This is a genomic window from Thermomonas sp. (assembly GCF_020850895.1).
GTDB lineage: Bacteria > Pseudomonadota > Gammaproteobacteria > Xanthomonadales > Xanthomonadaceae > Thermomonas.
Genome location: NZ_JADZDS010000010.1, coordinates 1 through 15,001, shown reverse-complemented (window position 1 = coordinate 15,001; position 15,001 = coordinate 1). Strand labels below are relative to the sequence as shown.

General features: G+C 65.0%; 13 protein-coding genes, 1 tRNA gene and 1 riboswitch. Of the genes, 4 read left to right on the top strand and 10 right to left on the bottom strand.

Translation table 11 applies throughout. The features are described from left to right. Nucleotides 1-84 precede the first annotated feature (84 nt). Entirely contained in the window at nucleotides 85-1,044 is a 960-nt protein-coding gene (locus IT472_RS00955; protein WP_297177016.1) for a DMT family transporter, read from the top strand. Nucleotides 1,045-1,118: 74 nt separating this feature from the next. Here IT472_RS00955 and IT472_RS00950 read toward each other — a convergent pair whose 3' ends face one another. The 5 genes from IT472_RS00950 to IT472_RS00930 all read right to left on the bottom strand — a co-directional run bounded on the left by IT472_RS00950 (nucleotide 1,119) and on the right by IT472_RS00930 (nucleotide 7,480). Then, a complete protein-coding gene (locus IT472_RS00950) occupies nucleotides 1,119-2,036 on the bottom strand; it encodes a branched-chain amino acid transaminase (protein ID WP_297177013.1) in 918 nt (305 codons plus the stop codon). 238 nt (nucleotides 2,037-2,274) lie between these two features. Then, a complete protein-coding gene (locus IT472_RS00945; RefSeq protein WP_297177010.1) occupies nucleotides 2,275-2,889 on the bottom strand; it encodes a hypothetical protein in 615 nt (204 codons plus the stop codon). Between the two features lie 74 nt (nucleotides 2,890-2,963). Then, nucleotides 2,964-3,788 carry a methylenetetrahydrofolate reductase [NAD(P)H] gene (gene metF / locus IT472_RS00940; protein WP_297177007.1) on the bottom strand — a complete coding sequence of 275 codons (825 nt, stop codon included), beginning with the start codon at nucleotides 3,786-3,788 and terminating at the stop codon, nucleotides 2,964-2,966. A 119-nt stretch (nucleotides 3,789-3,907) separates the two neighbouring features. After that, nucleotides 3,908-5,356, bottom strand: coding sequence for an adenosylhomocysteinase (gene ahcY / locus IT472_RS00935; protein WP_297177005.1), 1,449 nt, complete (start codon nucleotides 5,354-5,356; stop codon nucleotides 3,908-3,910). Nucleotides 5,357-5,383: 27 nt separating this feature from the next. Beyond that, nucleotides 5,384-5,460: riboswitch (S-adenosyl-L-homocysteine riboswitch) on the bottom strand. A gap of 142 nt (nucleotides 5,461-5,602) precedes the next feature. Next, the gene (locus IT472_RS00930) at nucleotides 5,603-7,480 is read right to left on the bottom strand and encodes an ATP-binding cassette domain-containing protein (RefSeq protein ID WP_297177002.1); all 1,878 of its coding nucleotides are present in this window, start codon (nucleotides 7,478-7,480) and stop codon (nucleotides 5,603-5,605) included. A gap of 56 nt (nucleotides 7,481-7,536) precedes the next feature. Here IT472_RS00930 and IT472_RS00925 point away from each other — a divergent pair, with 56 nt between their 5' ends. Continuing rightward, on the top strand, nucleotides 7,537-8,028 hold the full coding sequence (locus tag IT472_RS00925) for a redoxin domain-containing protein (RefSeq protein ID WP_297176999.1): 492 nt from the start codon (nucleotides 7,537-7,539) through the stop codon (nucleotides 8,026-8,028). A 23-nt stretch (nucleotides 8,029-8,051) separates the two neighbouring features. Here IT472_RS00925 and IT472_RS00920 read toward each other — a convergent pair whose 3' ends face one another. From IT472_RS00920 to IT472_RS00900, 5 genes are all read right to left on the bottom strand, one after another. After that, nucleotides 8,052-9,377 (bottom strand): HAMP domain-containing sensor histidine kinase, encoded by a 1,326-nt coding sequence (locus IT472_RS00920; RefSeq protein WP_297176996.1) that lies wholly within the window; start codon nucleotides 9,375-9,377, stop codon nucleotides 8,052-8,054. A gap of 27 nt (nucleotides 9,378-9,404) precedes the next feature. Continuing rightward, entirely contained in the window at nucleotides 9,405-10,085 is a 681-nt protein-coding gene (locus IT472_RS00915) for a response regulator transcription factor (RefSeq protein WP_297176993.1), read from the bottom strand. Between the two features lie 105 nt (nucleotides 10,086-10,190). Next, on the bottom strand, nucleotides 10,191-11,105 hold the full coding sequence (gene rimK / locus IT472_RS00910; protein WP_297176991.1) for a 30S ribosomal protein S6--L-glutamate ligase: 915 nt from the start codon (nucleotides 11,103-11,105) through the stop codon (nucleotides 10,191-10,193). Between the two features lie 121 nt (nucleotides 11,106-11,226). Then, a tRNA-Gly gene (locus IT472_RS00905) sits at nucleotides 11,227-11,300 on the bottom strand. A gap of 560 nt (nucleotides 11,301-11,860) precedes the next feature. Continuing rightward, a complete protein-coding gene (locus IT472_RS00900; protein ID WP_297176987.1) occupies nucleotides 11,861-13,801 on the bottom strand; it encodes an autotransporter domain-containing protein in 1,941 nt (646 codons plus the stop codon). Here IT472_RS00900 and IT472_RS00895 point away from each other — a divergent pair. Beyond that, complete coding sequence (locus IT472_RS00895; RefSeq protein WP_297176984.1) at nucleotides 13,800-13,928, top strand: hypothetical protein; 129 nt, start codon at nucleotides 13,800-13,802, stop codon at nucleotides 13,926-13,928. The two genes, IT472_RS00900 and IT472_RS00895, sit on opposite strands and share 2 nt — an antisense overlap. Before the next feature lie 110 nt (nucleotides 13,929-14,038). Beyond that, nucleotides 14,039-14,764, top strand: a complete 726-nt coding sequence (gene trmB, locus IT472_RS00890) for a tRNA (guanosine(46)-N7)-methyltransferase TrmB (protein WP_343231796.1) — start codon at nucleotides 14,039-14,041, stop codon at nucleotides 14,762-14,764. Nucleotides 14,765-15,001 lie beyond the last annotated feature (237 nt).

Below are 15,001 nucleotides of genomic sequence, written 5' to 3'. Positions count from 1 at the left end.
CGAGTATGCCCCCAGCCCGCGGCTGCCGCGACTGGCCATCGGTCATGGCTGTCGCCAACCCGCATGGGACGGGATAATGCGCCGATGTCCAGCCCAGCCACCGCCCGCGCCCTCTGGCAAATCCATTTCTGCGTGCTGCTGTGGGGCTTCACCGCGATCCTTGGCAAGCTGATCACCCTGCCGGCGCTGCCGCTGGTGTGGTGGCGGATGCTGCTGGTGACGGTGGCGCTGGCTCTGCTGCCGCGGGTCTGGCGAGGCCTGTTGGCGATGCCGGTCCGCACGCGCCTGGCCTATGCCGGCATCGGCATGCTGGTCGCCCTGCATTGGCTGACCTTCTACGGCGCGATCAAGCTTTCCAATGCCTCGGTCGCCGCCACCTGCATGGCCTTCGCCACCCCGATGACCGCGCTGATCGAACCCCTGCTCACCCGCCAGCGCTTCCGCCCCGGCGACCTGGCGCTCGGCCTGCTGTCGCTGCCGGGCATCTGGCTGGTGGTCGGCGGCGTGCCCGCCGGCATGCACGCCGGAATCCTTGTCGGCGTCGTCTCGGCATTTTTCGTGGCCACCTTCGGCTCGCTCAACAAGCGCATGGTCGAAGGCGGCGACCCGCTGACCGTGACGGCACTGGAGCTGGGGACCGGCACCCTGCTGTTGACGCTGTTGGCACCGCTGATGCCGCGGATCATGCCGGCCTTCGCCGGTTCGCTGCTGGGCCTGCCCTCGCTCTCCGATGCGCTGTGGCTGCTGCTGCTGGCCCTGGCCTGCACCCTGCTGCCGTACGCGCTGTATCTGGTCGCCCTGCGCCATCTGTCGGCTTTCACCGCCCAGCTTTCGGTCAACCTCGAACCGATCTACGCGATCGCTCTGGCCGCCCTGCTGTTCAACGAGCAGCAGGAACTGCACGGACGCTTCTACCTCGGGGTCGCCATCATCCTCGCCGTGGTATTCACCCAGGGCGTGCTGGCCGCCCGCCGCAAACCCGGCCCGGCCGACGGACACGCCGAGCAGCTGGGATTGAGTGAATCGCGCCAGCTCGTGGACTGAACGGCACTCCACGCACCACCCAGCAAGCCCGCCTGCCGCAACCGGGCGGCAGAATGCGGATCAGACCAGCCGCTTCAGACGGATTCCAGCCAACCGTGCCGGTCCGGCGTGCTGCCGTCGAACAGGCCGAAGAACAGGGCCTGCATCTGCCGCGTCAGCGGGCCCGCCTTGCCGGCGCCGACCTGACGCGCATCGACCGATCGGATCGGGGTGATTTCCGCCGCGGTGCCGCACATGAAGATTTCATCGGCCAGGTACAGGTACTCGCGCGGCATGTCGCGTTCAACCACTTGGATTCCGGCATCGCGTGCCAGCGTGATCAGCGAATTGCGGGTGATGCCGTTGAGCAGTGCCGCACTGACCGGCGTGGTGTGCAATGCACCGTCGATGACCAGGAACAGGTTCTCGCCGGCACCTTCACTGAGCAAGCCGGTGGAGGCGAGTGCAATGCCCTCGCCGAACCCGAGGCGACGCGCCTCGCGCGCGATCAGGGTGCCGGACAGGTAGTTGCCACCCGCTTTGGCGCCGGCGGGGATGGTATTGGGCGCGAACCGCTGCCAGCTCGACACGCAGGCGTCGATGCCGTTCTCCAGCACGCCTTCGCCGAGGTATTTGCCCATCTTCCAGGTCGCCACCGCCACGTCGGTCGGGGTGGCCGCCGACAGGCCGAACCCGCCCAGCCCACGGAAGGCCACCGGGCGCAGGTAATCGGTGCTGTTGCCATTGGCCTGGATCACTTCGCGGCAGGCCGCATTGATCGCATCGAGGTCGAACGGGATGTCGATCTCATGGATCTTCGCCGAGGTGAACAGGCGCTTGTTGTGGTCGGTCAGGCGGAAGATCGCCGGCCCGTTACGGGTCTGGTAGCAGCGGATGCCCTCGAACACCGACGAGCCGTAATGCAGGGCATGCGCCATGACGTGGGTGGTGGCTTCGGCCCACGGTTTGATCGTGCCGTTGTGCCAGATCCACTGCGGATATTCCATAGCCATCGTTGGTTCCTTGCTAGATCACGAGCCTGACATTGTGCCGCATCCGGACCACCACCGCCGCTGACCTGAATCTTGCGGGGCACGAGGGCAACGTTGATTCAGTCGGCGTTGCCTGCCGACCATGGGTGGTCAGCCGCGGATCGATCACCGAAGAGATTGATCCGCGTGAGCTGCGCCCGGGCATGCACCGGACGCAGCGTGTGCTGGCACGTCCGGAAGGGACGTGTTCAGCATTGACCTAATTGCGGATCCACCAGCAGCCCATGCGCCGACTCAATCCGAAGGTTTCGTGCGACGGTGTGTGTCCATCGGAAAGGACCTGTTCAATCCGCAAACCAACCAGCCGGCGCGAGGGTTGGGTTGGCGTTGGAATGGGCGCTGGAGATTGGGTGGTTGATGCCGTCGATGCGGAGTCAGCCGGGTGTATCGGAACGTCTGGCAAAGGCGTGCCGTCGATGACTGCAAAGATGGGGACGATGTCCACGAAGGTGCGCGTGGCGATGCGGTCGAAATGATTCATCAGGCGATCCGCAGCCGCATTGCCCACGCCGGTCCAGTCGTACAGGCTGGAAATCTGGTTGGCATCTCCGGACTGGACAGCGCTCTCCAATCCATAGGCAAGGTCACGCACGTTGCGCGCACACATGCTGCGCAGCGAACTGGCAGTGCCGATGCCACCCGCCGCGGGCGAAATGGGCGCCATCACCGAGGTTGCACCAATGTCAGGGCATTGGCGGTCGGTATAGACGACGCTGCCGGCGGAGGTCAGGCATCGTCGCACCTGCGCCTGCACCGGCACGGTAGGCACGCCTACCAGCAACAGGAACACCAGCAGGAGCGATGGACCGCGCATCGGCTCAGGGTACGTGGACAAATGCAGTTGCGAAAGCCCGGACCCGCGGCAACCGCCCGGCGTACTGCAAACGTTCAGTCCAGCCGCTGCAGGACCGCCAGGGTCGGCTTGGACAGGTTGAGCGTGTAGAAATGCAGCGCCGGTGCGCCACCGTCGATCAGGCGACGGCAAAGTTGCGCGACGATGTCCGAGGCGAATTCGCGGACGCCATCGGCATCATCGCCTAGTGCCCGCATGCGCTGGGACACCCAGCGCGGGATCTCGGCGCCGCAGGCTTCGGAGAAACGCCGCAACTGGCTGAAATTCGCAATCGGCATGATGCCCGGCACGATCGGGATGGCGATGCCGAGCGCACGGGCATCGTCGACGAAGCGAAAGTAGGCATCCGCGTTGTAGAAATACTGGGTGATCGCACTGTCGGCACCGGCGTCGACCTTGGCCTTGAAATGGCGCAGGTCGACGTGGGCATCCTCGGCCTGCGGATGGGTTTCCGGGTAGGCCGCCACTTCGATATGGAACTGCTGCCCGTGTTCGTCGCGGATCAGCTTCACCAATTCGCTGGCATGGCGCAGGTCGCCGGTGCGGGCCATGCCCGAGGGCAGGTCGCCACGCAGGGTGATGATGCGGTCGCAGCCGAGCGCACGGTAGAGTTTGAGCAGGCTGCGGATTTCCTCGCGACTGCCGCCGACGCAAGTCAGGTGGGGGACGCCGGTGACGCCGTGGTCGCTGCGCAGGCGTTGCACGGTCTCGGGGGTATGGCTCAGGGTGGAGCCACCGGCACCGAAGGTCACCGACATGAACTGCGGCTGGAATGCCTTCAGCCGTCGTGCGGTGCGGTCGAACTGGGCACGCTGGTCGTCGGTCTTGGGCGGGTAGAACTCGAAGCTGAGTGGGAGCATCGTGGGGTCCGGCTCGGGATTCGTTTCATCGCTTTATCGCGATAAAGAGAATATACAATGTCGCGTGCGCACGGCAAGACGGGCGCGGACGTGTCCGCGCCCGTGGGGATCGCCCGGGTTCAGTAGCGGTAGTGCGAGGGCTTGTACGGGCCTTCGACCGCGACGCCGAGGTAGTCGGCCTGTGCTTGCGTCAGCTGGGTCAGCTTCACGCCGATCTTCTCCAGATGCAGGCGCGCCACTTCCTCATCGAGCTTCTTCGGCAGGATGTAGACCTGCGGCGAGTAGCTGTCCTTGTTCGCCCACAGGTCAATCTGCGCCAGCGTCTGGTTGGAGAAGGAATTGCTCATCACGAAACTCGGATGTCCGGTGGCGCAGCCGAGGTTGACGAGGCGGCCTTCGGCCAGCAGGAACAGCGAACGCCCATTCGGCAGGTCGAAGCGGTCCACCTGCGGCTTGATGTTGATCTGCTTGACCCCAGCCAGGGCTTTCAGCGCATCGACCTGGATCTCGTTGTCGAAATGGCCGATGTTGCAGACGATGGCTTGGTCCTTCATCGCCGTCATGTGTTCGAGGCGGATGATGTCCTTGTTGCCGGTGGTGGTCACGTAGATGTCGGCGATGCCAAGGCTGTCCTCGACGGTCTTGACCTCGTAGCCTTCCATCGCTGCCTGCAGGGCGCAGATCGGGTCGATCTCGGTCACGATCACGCGGGCACCGTAGGCGCGGAGCGAATGCGCGCTGCCCTTGCCGACATCGCCGTAGCCGCAGACGACCGCCACCTTGCCGGCCAGCATCACGTCCATCGCGCGCTTGAGGCCATCGGCCAGCGATTCGCGGCAGCCGTACAGGTTGTCGAACTTGGACTTCGTCACCGAATCATTGACGTTGATCGCCGGCACCAGCAGCTTGCCCTGTTCGGCGATCTGGTAGAGGCGGTGCACGCCGGTGGTGGTTTCTTCGGAGACGCCCTTCCAGTCCGCGACCACGCGGGTCCAGTAGCCGGGGCGCTCGCTGGCCACGCGCTTGAGCAGGTCCTTGATGACCTGTTCCTCGTGATTGCCGGAGGGCGAATTCACCCAAGTGGTGTCGCCCTGTTCAAGCTCGTAACCCTTGTGGATCAGCAGGGTGACATCGCCGCCGTCATCGACGACCAATTGCGGGCCGAGGAATCCACCCTTGCCATCCGGGAAGGACAGCGCCGCCAGCGTGCAGTCCCAATACTCTTCCAGCGTCTCGCCCTTCCACGCGAATACCGGCGTGCCGGTGACCGCGATCGCGGCGGCGGCGTGGTCCTGGGTGCTGAAGATGTTGCAGGACGCCCAGCGCACGTCGGCGCCGATATCCTTCAGGGTTTCGATCAAGACGGCGGTCTGGATCGTCATGTGCAGCGAGCCGGTCACGCGCACGCCCTTGAGCGGCGTGGAGGCGGCGTACTTCTTGCGGATCGACATCAGGCCCGGCATCTCGTGCTCGGCGATGTCCAGTTCCTTGCGGCCCCAGTCGGCCAGCGAAATGTCGGCGACCTTGTAATCGCCTTCGGTCGAGAAGGTCTTGGCAACAGCGTTCATGGTGTGCTCCGTGAGTGCGGTGGATTGCGGTCACGGGCGCCGTTGCTGCGTTGTGCTGCGCCGAGCCTGGCCGTGTGTCCACGGTCGCAGCGCCCCTCGGCAAGCCGCGCATTATAAAGCCATTCAAACGCGTCAGGTTCTGGCCTGCGTTTGGCTGGCATCTGCTTCGTGATGCGGGCCAGCATCGGGAAATGCCTCTGATACAACACGCGGTGCGCACCCGCAGATCGGGGTGCGCGGGCGGGTTCAGCCGTCCAGCGCTTCCCAGCGGGTGTAGCAGGCGTCCAGTTCGGCTTGCAGGCGTGCGAGGGCTTCGTTCGCGGCGATGATCGATGTGCTGTCCTGTTGGAAATGCACGGGGTCATTCATTGCTTCGGTGCGCGCCGCGATCTCGGTTTCCAACTGCTCGATTCTCGCTGGCAGCTGTTCCAGCTCACGCTGTTCTTTGAAACTGAGTTTCTTCTTTATCGGAGGCGTGGCGGCAACGATTTTGTGCTCGTCATGCCCGCGCAAGCGGGCATCCATGGACGTTACGGTGTCCTGCCTTGGCACCGGCCGTTGCCGCAGCCAGTCGCTGTAGCCGCCCACGTAGTCGCCCAGCCGGCCATCGCCTTCCAGCGCCAGCGTACTGGTCACCACGTTGTCGAGGAAGTCGCGGTCGTGGCTGACCAGCAGCAGGGTGCCCTTGTAGTCCAGCAGCAATTCTTCCAGCAGTTCGAGTGTCTCCACGTCGAGGTCGTTGGTCGGCTCGTCCATCACCAAGAGGTTTGACGGCTGCGCGAACAAGCGCGCCAACAGCAGGCGGTTGCGCTCGCCGCCGGACAGACGGGTGATCGGCGCACGCGCGCGCTCCGGCGAGAACAGGAAGTCCTGCAGGTAGCCGATGATGTGCTTGCGGCTGCCGTTGATCTCGACGAAATCGGCGCCGCCGGCGACGTTCTCGATCGCGTTGCGGGTTTCATCCAACTGGCTGCGGTGCTGGTCGAAATAGGCGATCTGCAGCTGGGTGCCTTGCTCGACGCTGCCGGCATCCGGCGTCAGCTCGCCCAGCAGGATCTTCAGCAGGGTGGATTTGCCGCTGCCATTGGGGCCGATGATGCCGATGCGGTCGCCGCGCAGGATGGTGGTGGAAGCGTCGCGCAAAATGACCTTGTCGCCGAACGCCTGCGACACGCCGGTCATCTCGATCACCTTCTTGCCCGAGGCCTGGGCGGAGGCGACTTCCATCTTGACCTTGCCGGTCAGCTCGCGGCGCTGCGCCCGTTCGACGCGCATCGCCTTCAGCGCACGCACGCGGCCTTCGTTGCGGGTGCGGCGGGCCTTGATGCCCTGCCGGATCCACACCTCTTCCTGCGCCAGCAATTTGTCGAAGCGGGCGTTTTCCTGCGCCTGCGCGTGCAGGCGTTCTTCGCGCCGGCGCAGGTAGTTGTCGTAATCACCGGGCCAGCTGGCGAGCTGGCCGCGATCGATTTCGACGATGCGGGTGGCCAGTGCGCGCAGGAAGCTGCGGTCGTGGGTGACGAACACAATACTGCCGGCAAACGCCTTGAGGAAACCTTCCAGCCAGTCGATCGCCTCGATGTCCAGATGGTTGGTCGGCTCGTCCAGCAGCAGCACGTCGGGACCGCGCACCAGTGCTTGCGCCAGCAGCACCCGGCGTTTCATGCCGCCGGAAAGCGCGGAAAAATCGTCGTCTTCAGGGAGTTCCAACTTCTCCAGCACTTGCGTTACGCGCCGGTCCAAGTCCCAGCCGTGCCGGGCTTCGATCTGCGTCTGTGCTTTGCCCATCGCCTCGATGTCGCCGTCATGCAGGGCATGGTGGTAGGCGGCCAGCAGTGCGCCCAGATCGCCCAGCCCCTGCGCCACCACATCGAACACGCTGCCGCAGGTGTCCTGCGGCACTTCCTGCGCCATCCGCGCCACCACCACGCCACCTTGCATCCGCACTTCGCCATCGTCGGGCTGGATGTCGCCGGCGATCAGCCGCATCAGCGTGGATTTGCCGACACCGTTGCGGCCGACGATGCAGACGCGCTCGCCTGGCTCGATGCTGAAATTGATCTGCTCAAGCAGCAACGGGCCGCCGACGCTGTAGTCGACGTTCTGGAAATGCAAAAGAGGCATGGAAGGATTTTACCGGCAGCGCGCGATACTGGCGGGACGATCCGCAGGAGAACGCCATGAACACGCCGCAGCAAGCGCCTGAATTGCAGGTTGCGCAGTGGTTCAACAGCCCGGAGCCGATCACGCTGGCTGCCCTGCACGGCAAGGTGGTGGTCATCGAAGCGTTCCAGATGCTGTGCCCGGGCTGCGTGGCGCACGGCCTGCCGCAGGTGCAGAAACTGCGACGGGTGTTCCCGGAGGAGCACGTCGTGGTGCTGGGATTGCACACGGTGTTCGAGCACCACGCGGCGATGACGCCGGTGGCGCTGGAAGCCTTCCTGCACGAGTACAAGATCCGCTTCCCGGTGGGCGTGGACGCGCCCGCCGAAATCGGACCGATCCCGCGCACGATGGCCGCCTACGGCATGCGCGGCACCCCGAGCTTGCTGCTGATCGACCGCGCCGGCCGCCTGCGTGAACACCACTTCGGCCAAGTCGAGGACATGGCGCTGGGCGCGCAGGTGGCACTGTTGCTGGGGGAATGCGGAGACGATTCCGCAACCGCCTGAACGCCGGCAACGGCACGAAGAGATCAACCGATGGAACCTGCCGGTGAAAACCGCAGTGTCGCCACCACGCCCCGATCAACTCCCGGCCTGACCTGCACTTCCCATCCATACAGAACGCAGAGGCGGCGCACGATCGACAGCCCGATCCCACCACCCTGCGACTGCCCGGCATGGCTTCCCCGGTAGCCGCGGGTGAACAGGTTGGCCGCATCCTCGGCACTGAGCCCAGGTCCGGAATCGATCACCTCGACGGCATCGCGGTGCACGCGCACCACCACTTCTCCGCTGGGCGTGTATTTCACCGCGTTGCCGATGAGGTTGCCCAGCGCGACGGCAAGTGCCGAATCCGGCACGTCGAGGTTCACCCCAGCTTCGCCTTCCAATCGCAGGTCGACCGGCTTACCACCGAGCTGTGCGCGATGGCTCTCGAGCTGTTGCTGGGCCACCCTTGCGACATCGCATGCCCCCTGTGCCCGTTCGTTGCGGGACAGCAGCAGCAATGCACCGATCAGGTCGGTGCATTGCTGCTGGGCGCGATGGATGCGCTGCAGGCGGGTCAGGGTCCGTTCGTCGACGTCAGGCCTTGCCATCATCAGTTCCACCGCGCCCCGGATCACCGCCAGCGGCGTCCGCAATTCGTGGCTGACATCGGCATTGAATTCACGATCCCGCTGCACAACCTCGGTCAGGCGGGCCGCGTAATCATCCAGCGCCTTGGCCAGTTCACCCACCTCATCCTGCGGGAAGTGCGGGGAAAGCGCGTCCGGATCGGAGCTGGTGCCCGAACGCCGCAATCGCTGTGCCAGATCCGAGACTGGGCTCATCACCCTGGACGCGGCCCACCATCCCACCAACAGCGACAAGCCTGTGAACACGATCACCACGCCGATCAATGCGTTGTTGAACTGCTTTTCGCCGCGCGCCGACTGCGACATGTCATAGGCGAGGAAGAACCACGCCTGCGGCGTCTTGCGCACGCCGAGCTTGTAGTAGGACTTGCTGCCATCTTCCTCGACCGCAGTCACGTTGTGGATGCCATCGCCCAGCGCATACCACTCCGGTCGATGCATGCGCAGTTCGTCGAACTTGTCGGGCGTGTAATAGAACGCCTTGAGTTGCTGCACGGGAACTTCCGGCTCACGCCCGCCGCTCTGCACGAACCGCGCCCAGGATTCATCGAGATTGCGGTTCATCAAGTCTTCGACGAGCTGGTTCTCCACCCGCCCGCGCGCCCAATTGGTCGTGAACGCCAACGCCAGCGTCAGCCCGAAGCCGAGCAACAGGTAGGAGAGGATGATGCGGCTACGCAGCCTGCGGCGATAGCGAACCTGGCGCTTGGGTGCGCCCACCGAGGAATCCTGACCGGGCATGCCGCGTCAATCGCTCCCTGCCGCGGAGATCCGATAGCCGATTCCATGCCGGGTCTGGATCATCGGATGCGCGAACGGCTTGTCCAGCACCGCACGCAGGCCGTGGATGTGGACACGCAGGGAATCGGAATCGGGCAACTCCTCGCCCCACACCCGGCTCTCGAGGTCCTGCCTCGTGACCACCGCCGGGGAAGATTCCATCAGCGCCTGCAGGATCTTCAGCGCAGTCGGATTGAGTTGGATCAGCTTGCCCTCGCGGTGCACTTCAAGGGTATCGAGGTTGTATTCGAGATCGCCCACGGTCAGCACGCGCGCGGGCAGGCCGCGACCTCGCCGCACCAGTGCATTCAATCGGACATCGACCTCCTGCAACGCAAACGGCTTGATCAGGTAGTCGTCGGCCCCTGACTCGAATCCCGCCAGCTTGTTCTCGAGGGTGTCTCGTGCGGTCAGCATCAGCACCGGGGTCTGCTTGAGGGCGTCGCCGCGCAGCCTCCGGCAGACTTCCAGCCCGTCCATGCCGGGCAGGTTCAGGTCCAGCACGATCGCATCGAAATCGTGCTCGACGGCCCGCTGCAACCCCTGCACGCCATCCGCTGCGAAATCGACCGTGTGCCCGCACTCTTCAAGGTAATCGCCCAGGTTAGCGGCGATGTCGGAATTGTCTTCGATGACCAGGATGCGCATGCCAGCTTCCGGAATGGAGGAAGTACGGATCGTCGCCACGGCCACGCCGTGCTGCACCACGATTCTGGCACAGCCACGCACGGCGGGCATGGGCCAGGGTGAACCTCAGATCACCGCCGGATTCCGTTCCGGCCTGGCAGCGCGAGCCGAGGCTTCGTGGGCGACGAATTCGACCACGGCGCCGGCCACGTCGACCCCGGTGGCGGCCTCGATGCCCTCCAACCCCGGGGAGGCGTTGACCTCGAGCACCAGCGGGCCACGCTTGCTGCGGAGCATGTCCACGCCCGCCACGCCCAGTTCGAGGATCTGCGCCGCCCGCACCGCGGTGGCGATCTCGGCCTTGCTCGGGCGCACCGGCTTCGCGGAGCCGCCACGATGCAAGTTCGATCGGAAATCCCCGGGCGGTGCCTGCCGACGCATCGCAGCGACCACCCGGCCGCCGACCACGAAGCAGCGCAGGTCGGCACCACCGGCTTCGGCGATGAACTCCTGCACCAGGAAATTCGCATACAGGCCCCGCAGGGTTTCGATGGCAGCGCGCGAGGCCGAAGGTTTTTCGGTCGCCATCACGCCGGCGCCCTGGGTGCCTTCATTGAGCTTGATGACATGCGGCGGCGGCCCCAGCATCGACAACAGGTCGCTGGTGTCGTCCGGGTTGTCACCGAACACGGTGGCAGGTAACCCGATTCCTGCCGCCGCCAGCACCTGATGGCAGCGCAGCTTGTCGCGCGCGCGCGCAATGGCGGTGGCGCCGCTGGGGCTATAGCTTCCCATCAATTCGAACTGGCGCACCACCGCGCAACCGTAGCGGGTGACCGAGGCCCCGATCCGCGGCACGACGGCAGCGTAGCCCTTGACCGATTTGCCCTTGTAGCGCATCGCGAAGCCATCGCTGCCGATTCGCATGTAGCAGCGCAGCGGATCGAGGACGCGCACGCTGTGGCCGCGTTCGCGCGCCGCCTCGACCAGTCGGCGGGTGGAATAGAGCTTACCGTTGCGGGAGAGAATGGCGAGCTTCACGTCGATCTCCGTCCGCGGCTGTCCCGCGACGCCCTGATCTTCCCACCAACGGGTTACAGCAGCGAAATCGGGCAACGAAACAGGGGGCACCCGGGAGATGCCGTCTTGCTCGAGCGCAAGCTGGAGCGGGTGAAGGGAATCGAACCCTCGTCAGTTGCTTGGGAAGCAACAGCTCTACCATTGAGCTACACCCGCCCGATGATCCCAGGGCAACGCTGATTGAGTCGGCGTTGCCTGCCGACCTTGGATGGCCGGCCGCGGATCGATCACCGAAGTGATTGATCCGCGTGAGCCCCGGGGACATGGGACGCCCCCGAAGGACATCATGCCCTTCTGGGCCAGTCAATTGCCAGCCCATTCTAGCGATAGGCCACCACACGGACGCCAGCACCCCTTCGGGTCGGGGGCGAGCGCTTCATCCCCTATCCCGTGTTTACCACCGGGCATTCACTGCTTCCGCACTCCTGTCCCGCCATGCCTTCCAAGCCACATGCGGGGAATCCAGTTGGCGATCAACCGCCCGTAGCATAGCGGGGTTTCCGCGTTCCTTCGCATGTCCCACAGGGCGACCCGGAGCCCACCTTTCCACCGGGGGACGACACTGTCGTGCCTTACACCCTGCGAACACGATCCCATGATCTCGTGTCGCACATCCGGCAAGCCGCAGTTCTACCCATGAAACTGCACCCGCGCGGGCCGCCCGCGTCTGCCGACACCCCGGAGCGATGCAACGCGCCGGGGTGCCAGGTTCAGGTTCAGAACGATCCGCTGACCGAGATGAAGGAACTGGCGTCACCGCCGCCGCGCTGGTTGAAGGTCAGGCTGCTGCCGGTGGTGACATCCAAGCCCCACACCTTGCTGCGCACGCCGAACGTCAGCATGCCGTAGGCCTGGTCGTACTCCAGCCCGGGGACCGCGTACGGCAGGGCGTTGGGCATCGAATTGGACTGTGCCCATACCTGTGCCGGCTGGTCCTCGAACTCGCGGTTCCAAGTGAGGCTGGCATAGGGCACCAGATGATCGTTGATGGCATAGCTGCCCTGCCAGCCGATGTTGGCAATCACCGAATGGAAGCGCTGGTTCGGGAAGGTCAACGCGGACGACTGCGTGCTGTTTTCTGCATAGCCGTCGACCTTGATGTTCTGCCACAGCACGTTCATGACCGGACCGTGCTGCCACGGGCCGTTGCGGAAGTTCCAGCCGATGCCACCGCCGAAACTCAGGTTCTCGCCGTCGGGCGTCCCGAGGTAGGTGCGTACCGCGGTGCCGAGTTTGACGTCACGATGCACGCGGTAGTCCTGCCACGAATAGCTGAGCTGGGCGTTGGCCCACAGCCCGCTTTCGCCGCCCCAACCGACGAAGCCGCCGAGGGTGGTGTCCTTCTGGCGGAAATCACCGCGGCGGTAGCCGAAGTCGATGCTCTGCTGGCCATAGCCCGCGAAGACGCCATAAGACAAGCTGCCGCTGCGCCAGCCGAGACCAAACGAGCCGGTCGCGCCCATGCCATCGAAGCCGATCGAATCATTGAAGCGCTGCTGGTCGCCACGCAGGTTTGCCCACCAGCGCATCCCGTCATTCTGCATGTTACCGAAGCCGGCGATGACGCTGCCGATCTCGCGCGAACGCGCATGCCCGATGGTCGCCTCCGAGTGCGGCAGCACCGCGATCTGGCGCGGGCCGTCGATCATCGAAATCGCCAGGTCCGCCATCGCCCGGTGCGCGCCCGAGGTCGGGTGCACGCTGTCAGCGAACAGGTAATCGTCGGCGCCGCCCGGCACCGTGGAAGCCGGGTTGCAGAACAGCGAAGAGGCACCGGCCGGAGGCGGCTGGGTCAGGCAAGCCACGCCGGTGACATTGGTGAGACCGAACTCGGCCGGATGCGCAACCACTTCCTGCAGGAAATGGAAGGTGTCCACCGGAATGACGTGCAAGCCGGCGGTCGCCAGTCCACCGAACAACCCGGAGTTGTAACCGCCTGACATCGTGGTGGCCAGCGCTTGCCCGGCCGGACCGGAGGCAATCGTCAGCGGCGTCAGGCCCATGTCCGGAATGGTCGGGACCATGACGTACTGGGCCCCCGCCGTATGGAGCGCGCCGATCAGGCCGATCTGTTCGGTGACCGCAGCGCCGATGATCGGTTGCGCGGCAGCCATGCCTGCGGCCTGTGCCTGCGCCGGGGTCCCGCCACCACCGAGGGTGGCGCCGTAGGCCGCCACATAGGCGGCGTTGGCGGCAAAGATGTCATTGGCTCCGCCCCAGACGGTGTACAGCGCGTTCGGATCAACGCTGTGGCCGGATGCGAGATAAGCCGCGTACTGGCTGGTCAGCGACGGCGTGTAGCCCAGCGAACCGACGACATCGATGTCGACCCGCGCGCCGCCCACAGCCCAGTTGTTGCCGGTGGACAGGGTCGGTGCGCCACCCGTTGCCAACCAGGCCGAGTTCGCGTTGCTGTGGAAATAATCCGCCATGTACTGCGACCACACATAGCCGGGATTGGTGGTGAACTGGCCGATGACGGCGCCATTGGGCCCCAGCAGCGGCCGGTAGAAACCACCGTCTGTCAAGCTGTCCCCGAAGAACACGGTCTGGCTGAACGGCGACGGCGGGGTCGGCTCCTGGCTCTGTGCAAACACGGGCGATGCGGCAAGTGCCAATGCGGCGCACAGCAGGGTCCTGCGGAAGGCGGTTTTCATGGGTATCCTCGACATGAGCGGTTGGAATGCTTCGTATGCTGATCCGGAGCCGGCCGAAGCCGATTTTCCGAGCATACGCAAGCGAATGGTACCTGAAGATTTCACGAAATCACAACATTATTGCTGAATCCGGCCACACCGTAAACTCGCGGACACGGCCCACGGCTGGGTCCCGCGCCAGCCGTTGGCCCCTTCTCTGGAGCCCAATTCTTGATCCATCCCGACGCCAAACCGGCGCTGCCCGCCGTGACCGCACCTGCCCACGACGCCGAACAGTCCAGGAGGATCCGTAGCTTCGTGCTGCGCCAGGGACGCTTCAGCCCAGCCCAGCAGCGTGCGTTCGAGCAGGCCTGGCCGCGCTTCGGCATTGACTACACCGGCAACCTGCGTGATTACGACGCCCTGTTCGGGCGCAGTGTGCCGAAGATCCTCGAAATCGGTTTCGGCAACGGCGAGGCACTGTTGTATTCATCGCAACGCGACCCCGCGCGCGACCACATCGGCATCGAGGTCCACGCCCCCGGCGTCGGCCGCCTGCTCAACGCCTTGGTGGCCGCCAACGCAGGCAACGTGCGGGTCTACCGGCACGACGCCTTCGAAGTCATGGGCAATGAAATCGGAGACGGTCTGCTCGACGAGATCAGGATCTATTTCCCCGATCCTTGGCACAAGAAGCGGCACCACAAGCGGCGGCTGGTGAACCCTGGTTTCGCCGCCCTGCTGGCGCGCAAACTGGCCCCGGGCGGCCGCCTGCACCTGGCCACCGACTGGCAGGACTATGCAGAACAGATGTGGGACGTGCTCGATGCCACCCCCGGCCTGGCCAATATCGCCGGGTTGCGCGGCCATGTCCCACGACCGGACTGGCGACCGCAGACACACTTCGAAACCCGTGGCCAACAACTGGGACACGGCGTCTGGGACCTGCTGTACGGGCAGGTCGCCCTGCAATCTGGGGATTAGCCTCACACTGAAACGCGATACCCTCATCCCGCCGACACCAGACCGATCCCTGATCCGCCAGCCCACCCGCCCGATCCAGACCCTCGCCCGAACCGAAACCCGACCGCAGGAATGGAAACCACCCTCGCCCTCACCAACGACATGCTGCTGGTGCTGGGCCTGGTGGTGTTCACCATGGTCATGTTCCTGTTCGAGCGCATCCGTGGCGACGTGGTCTCGCTGGTGGTGCTGGTCGCG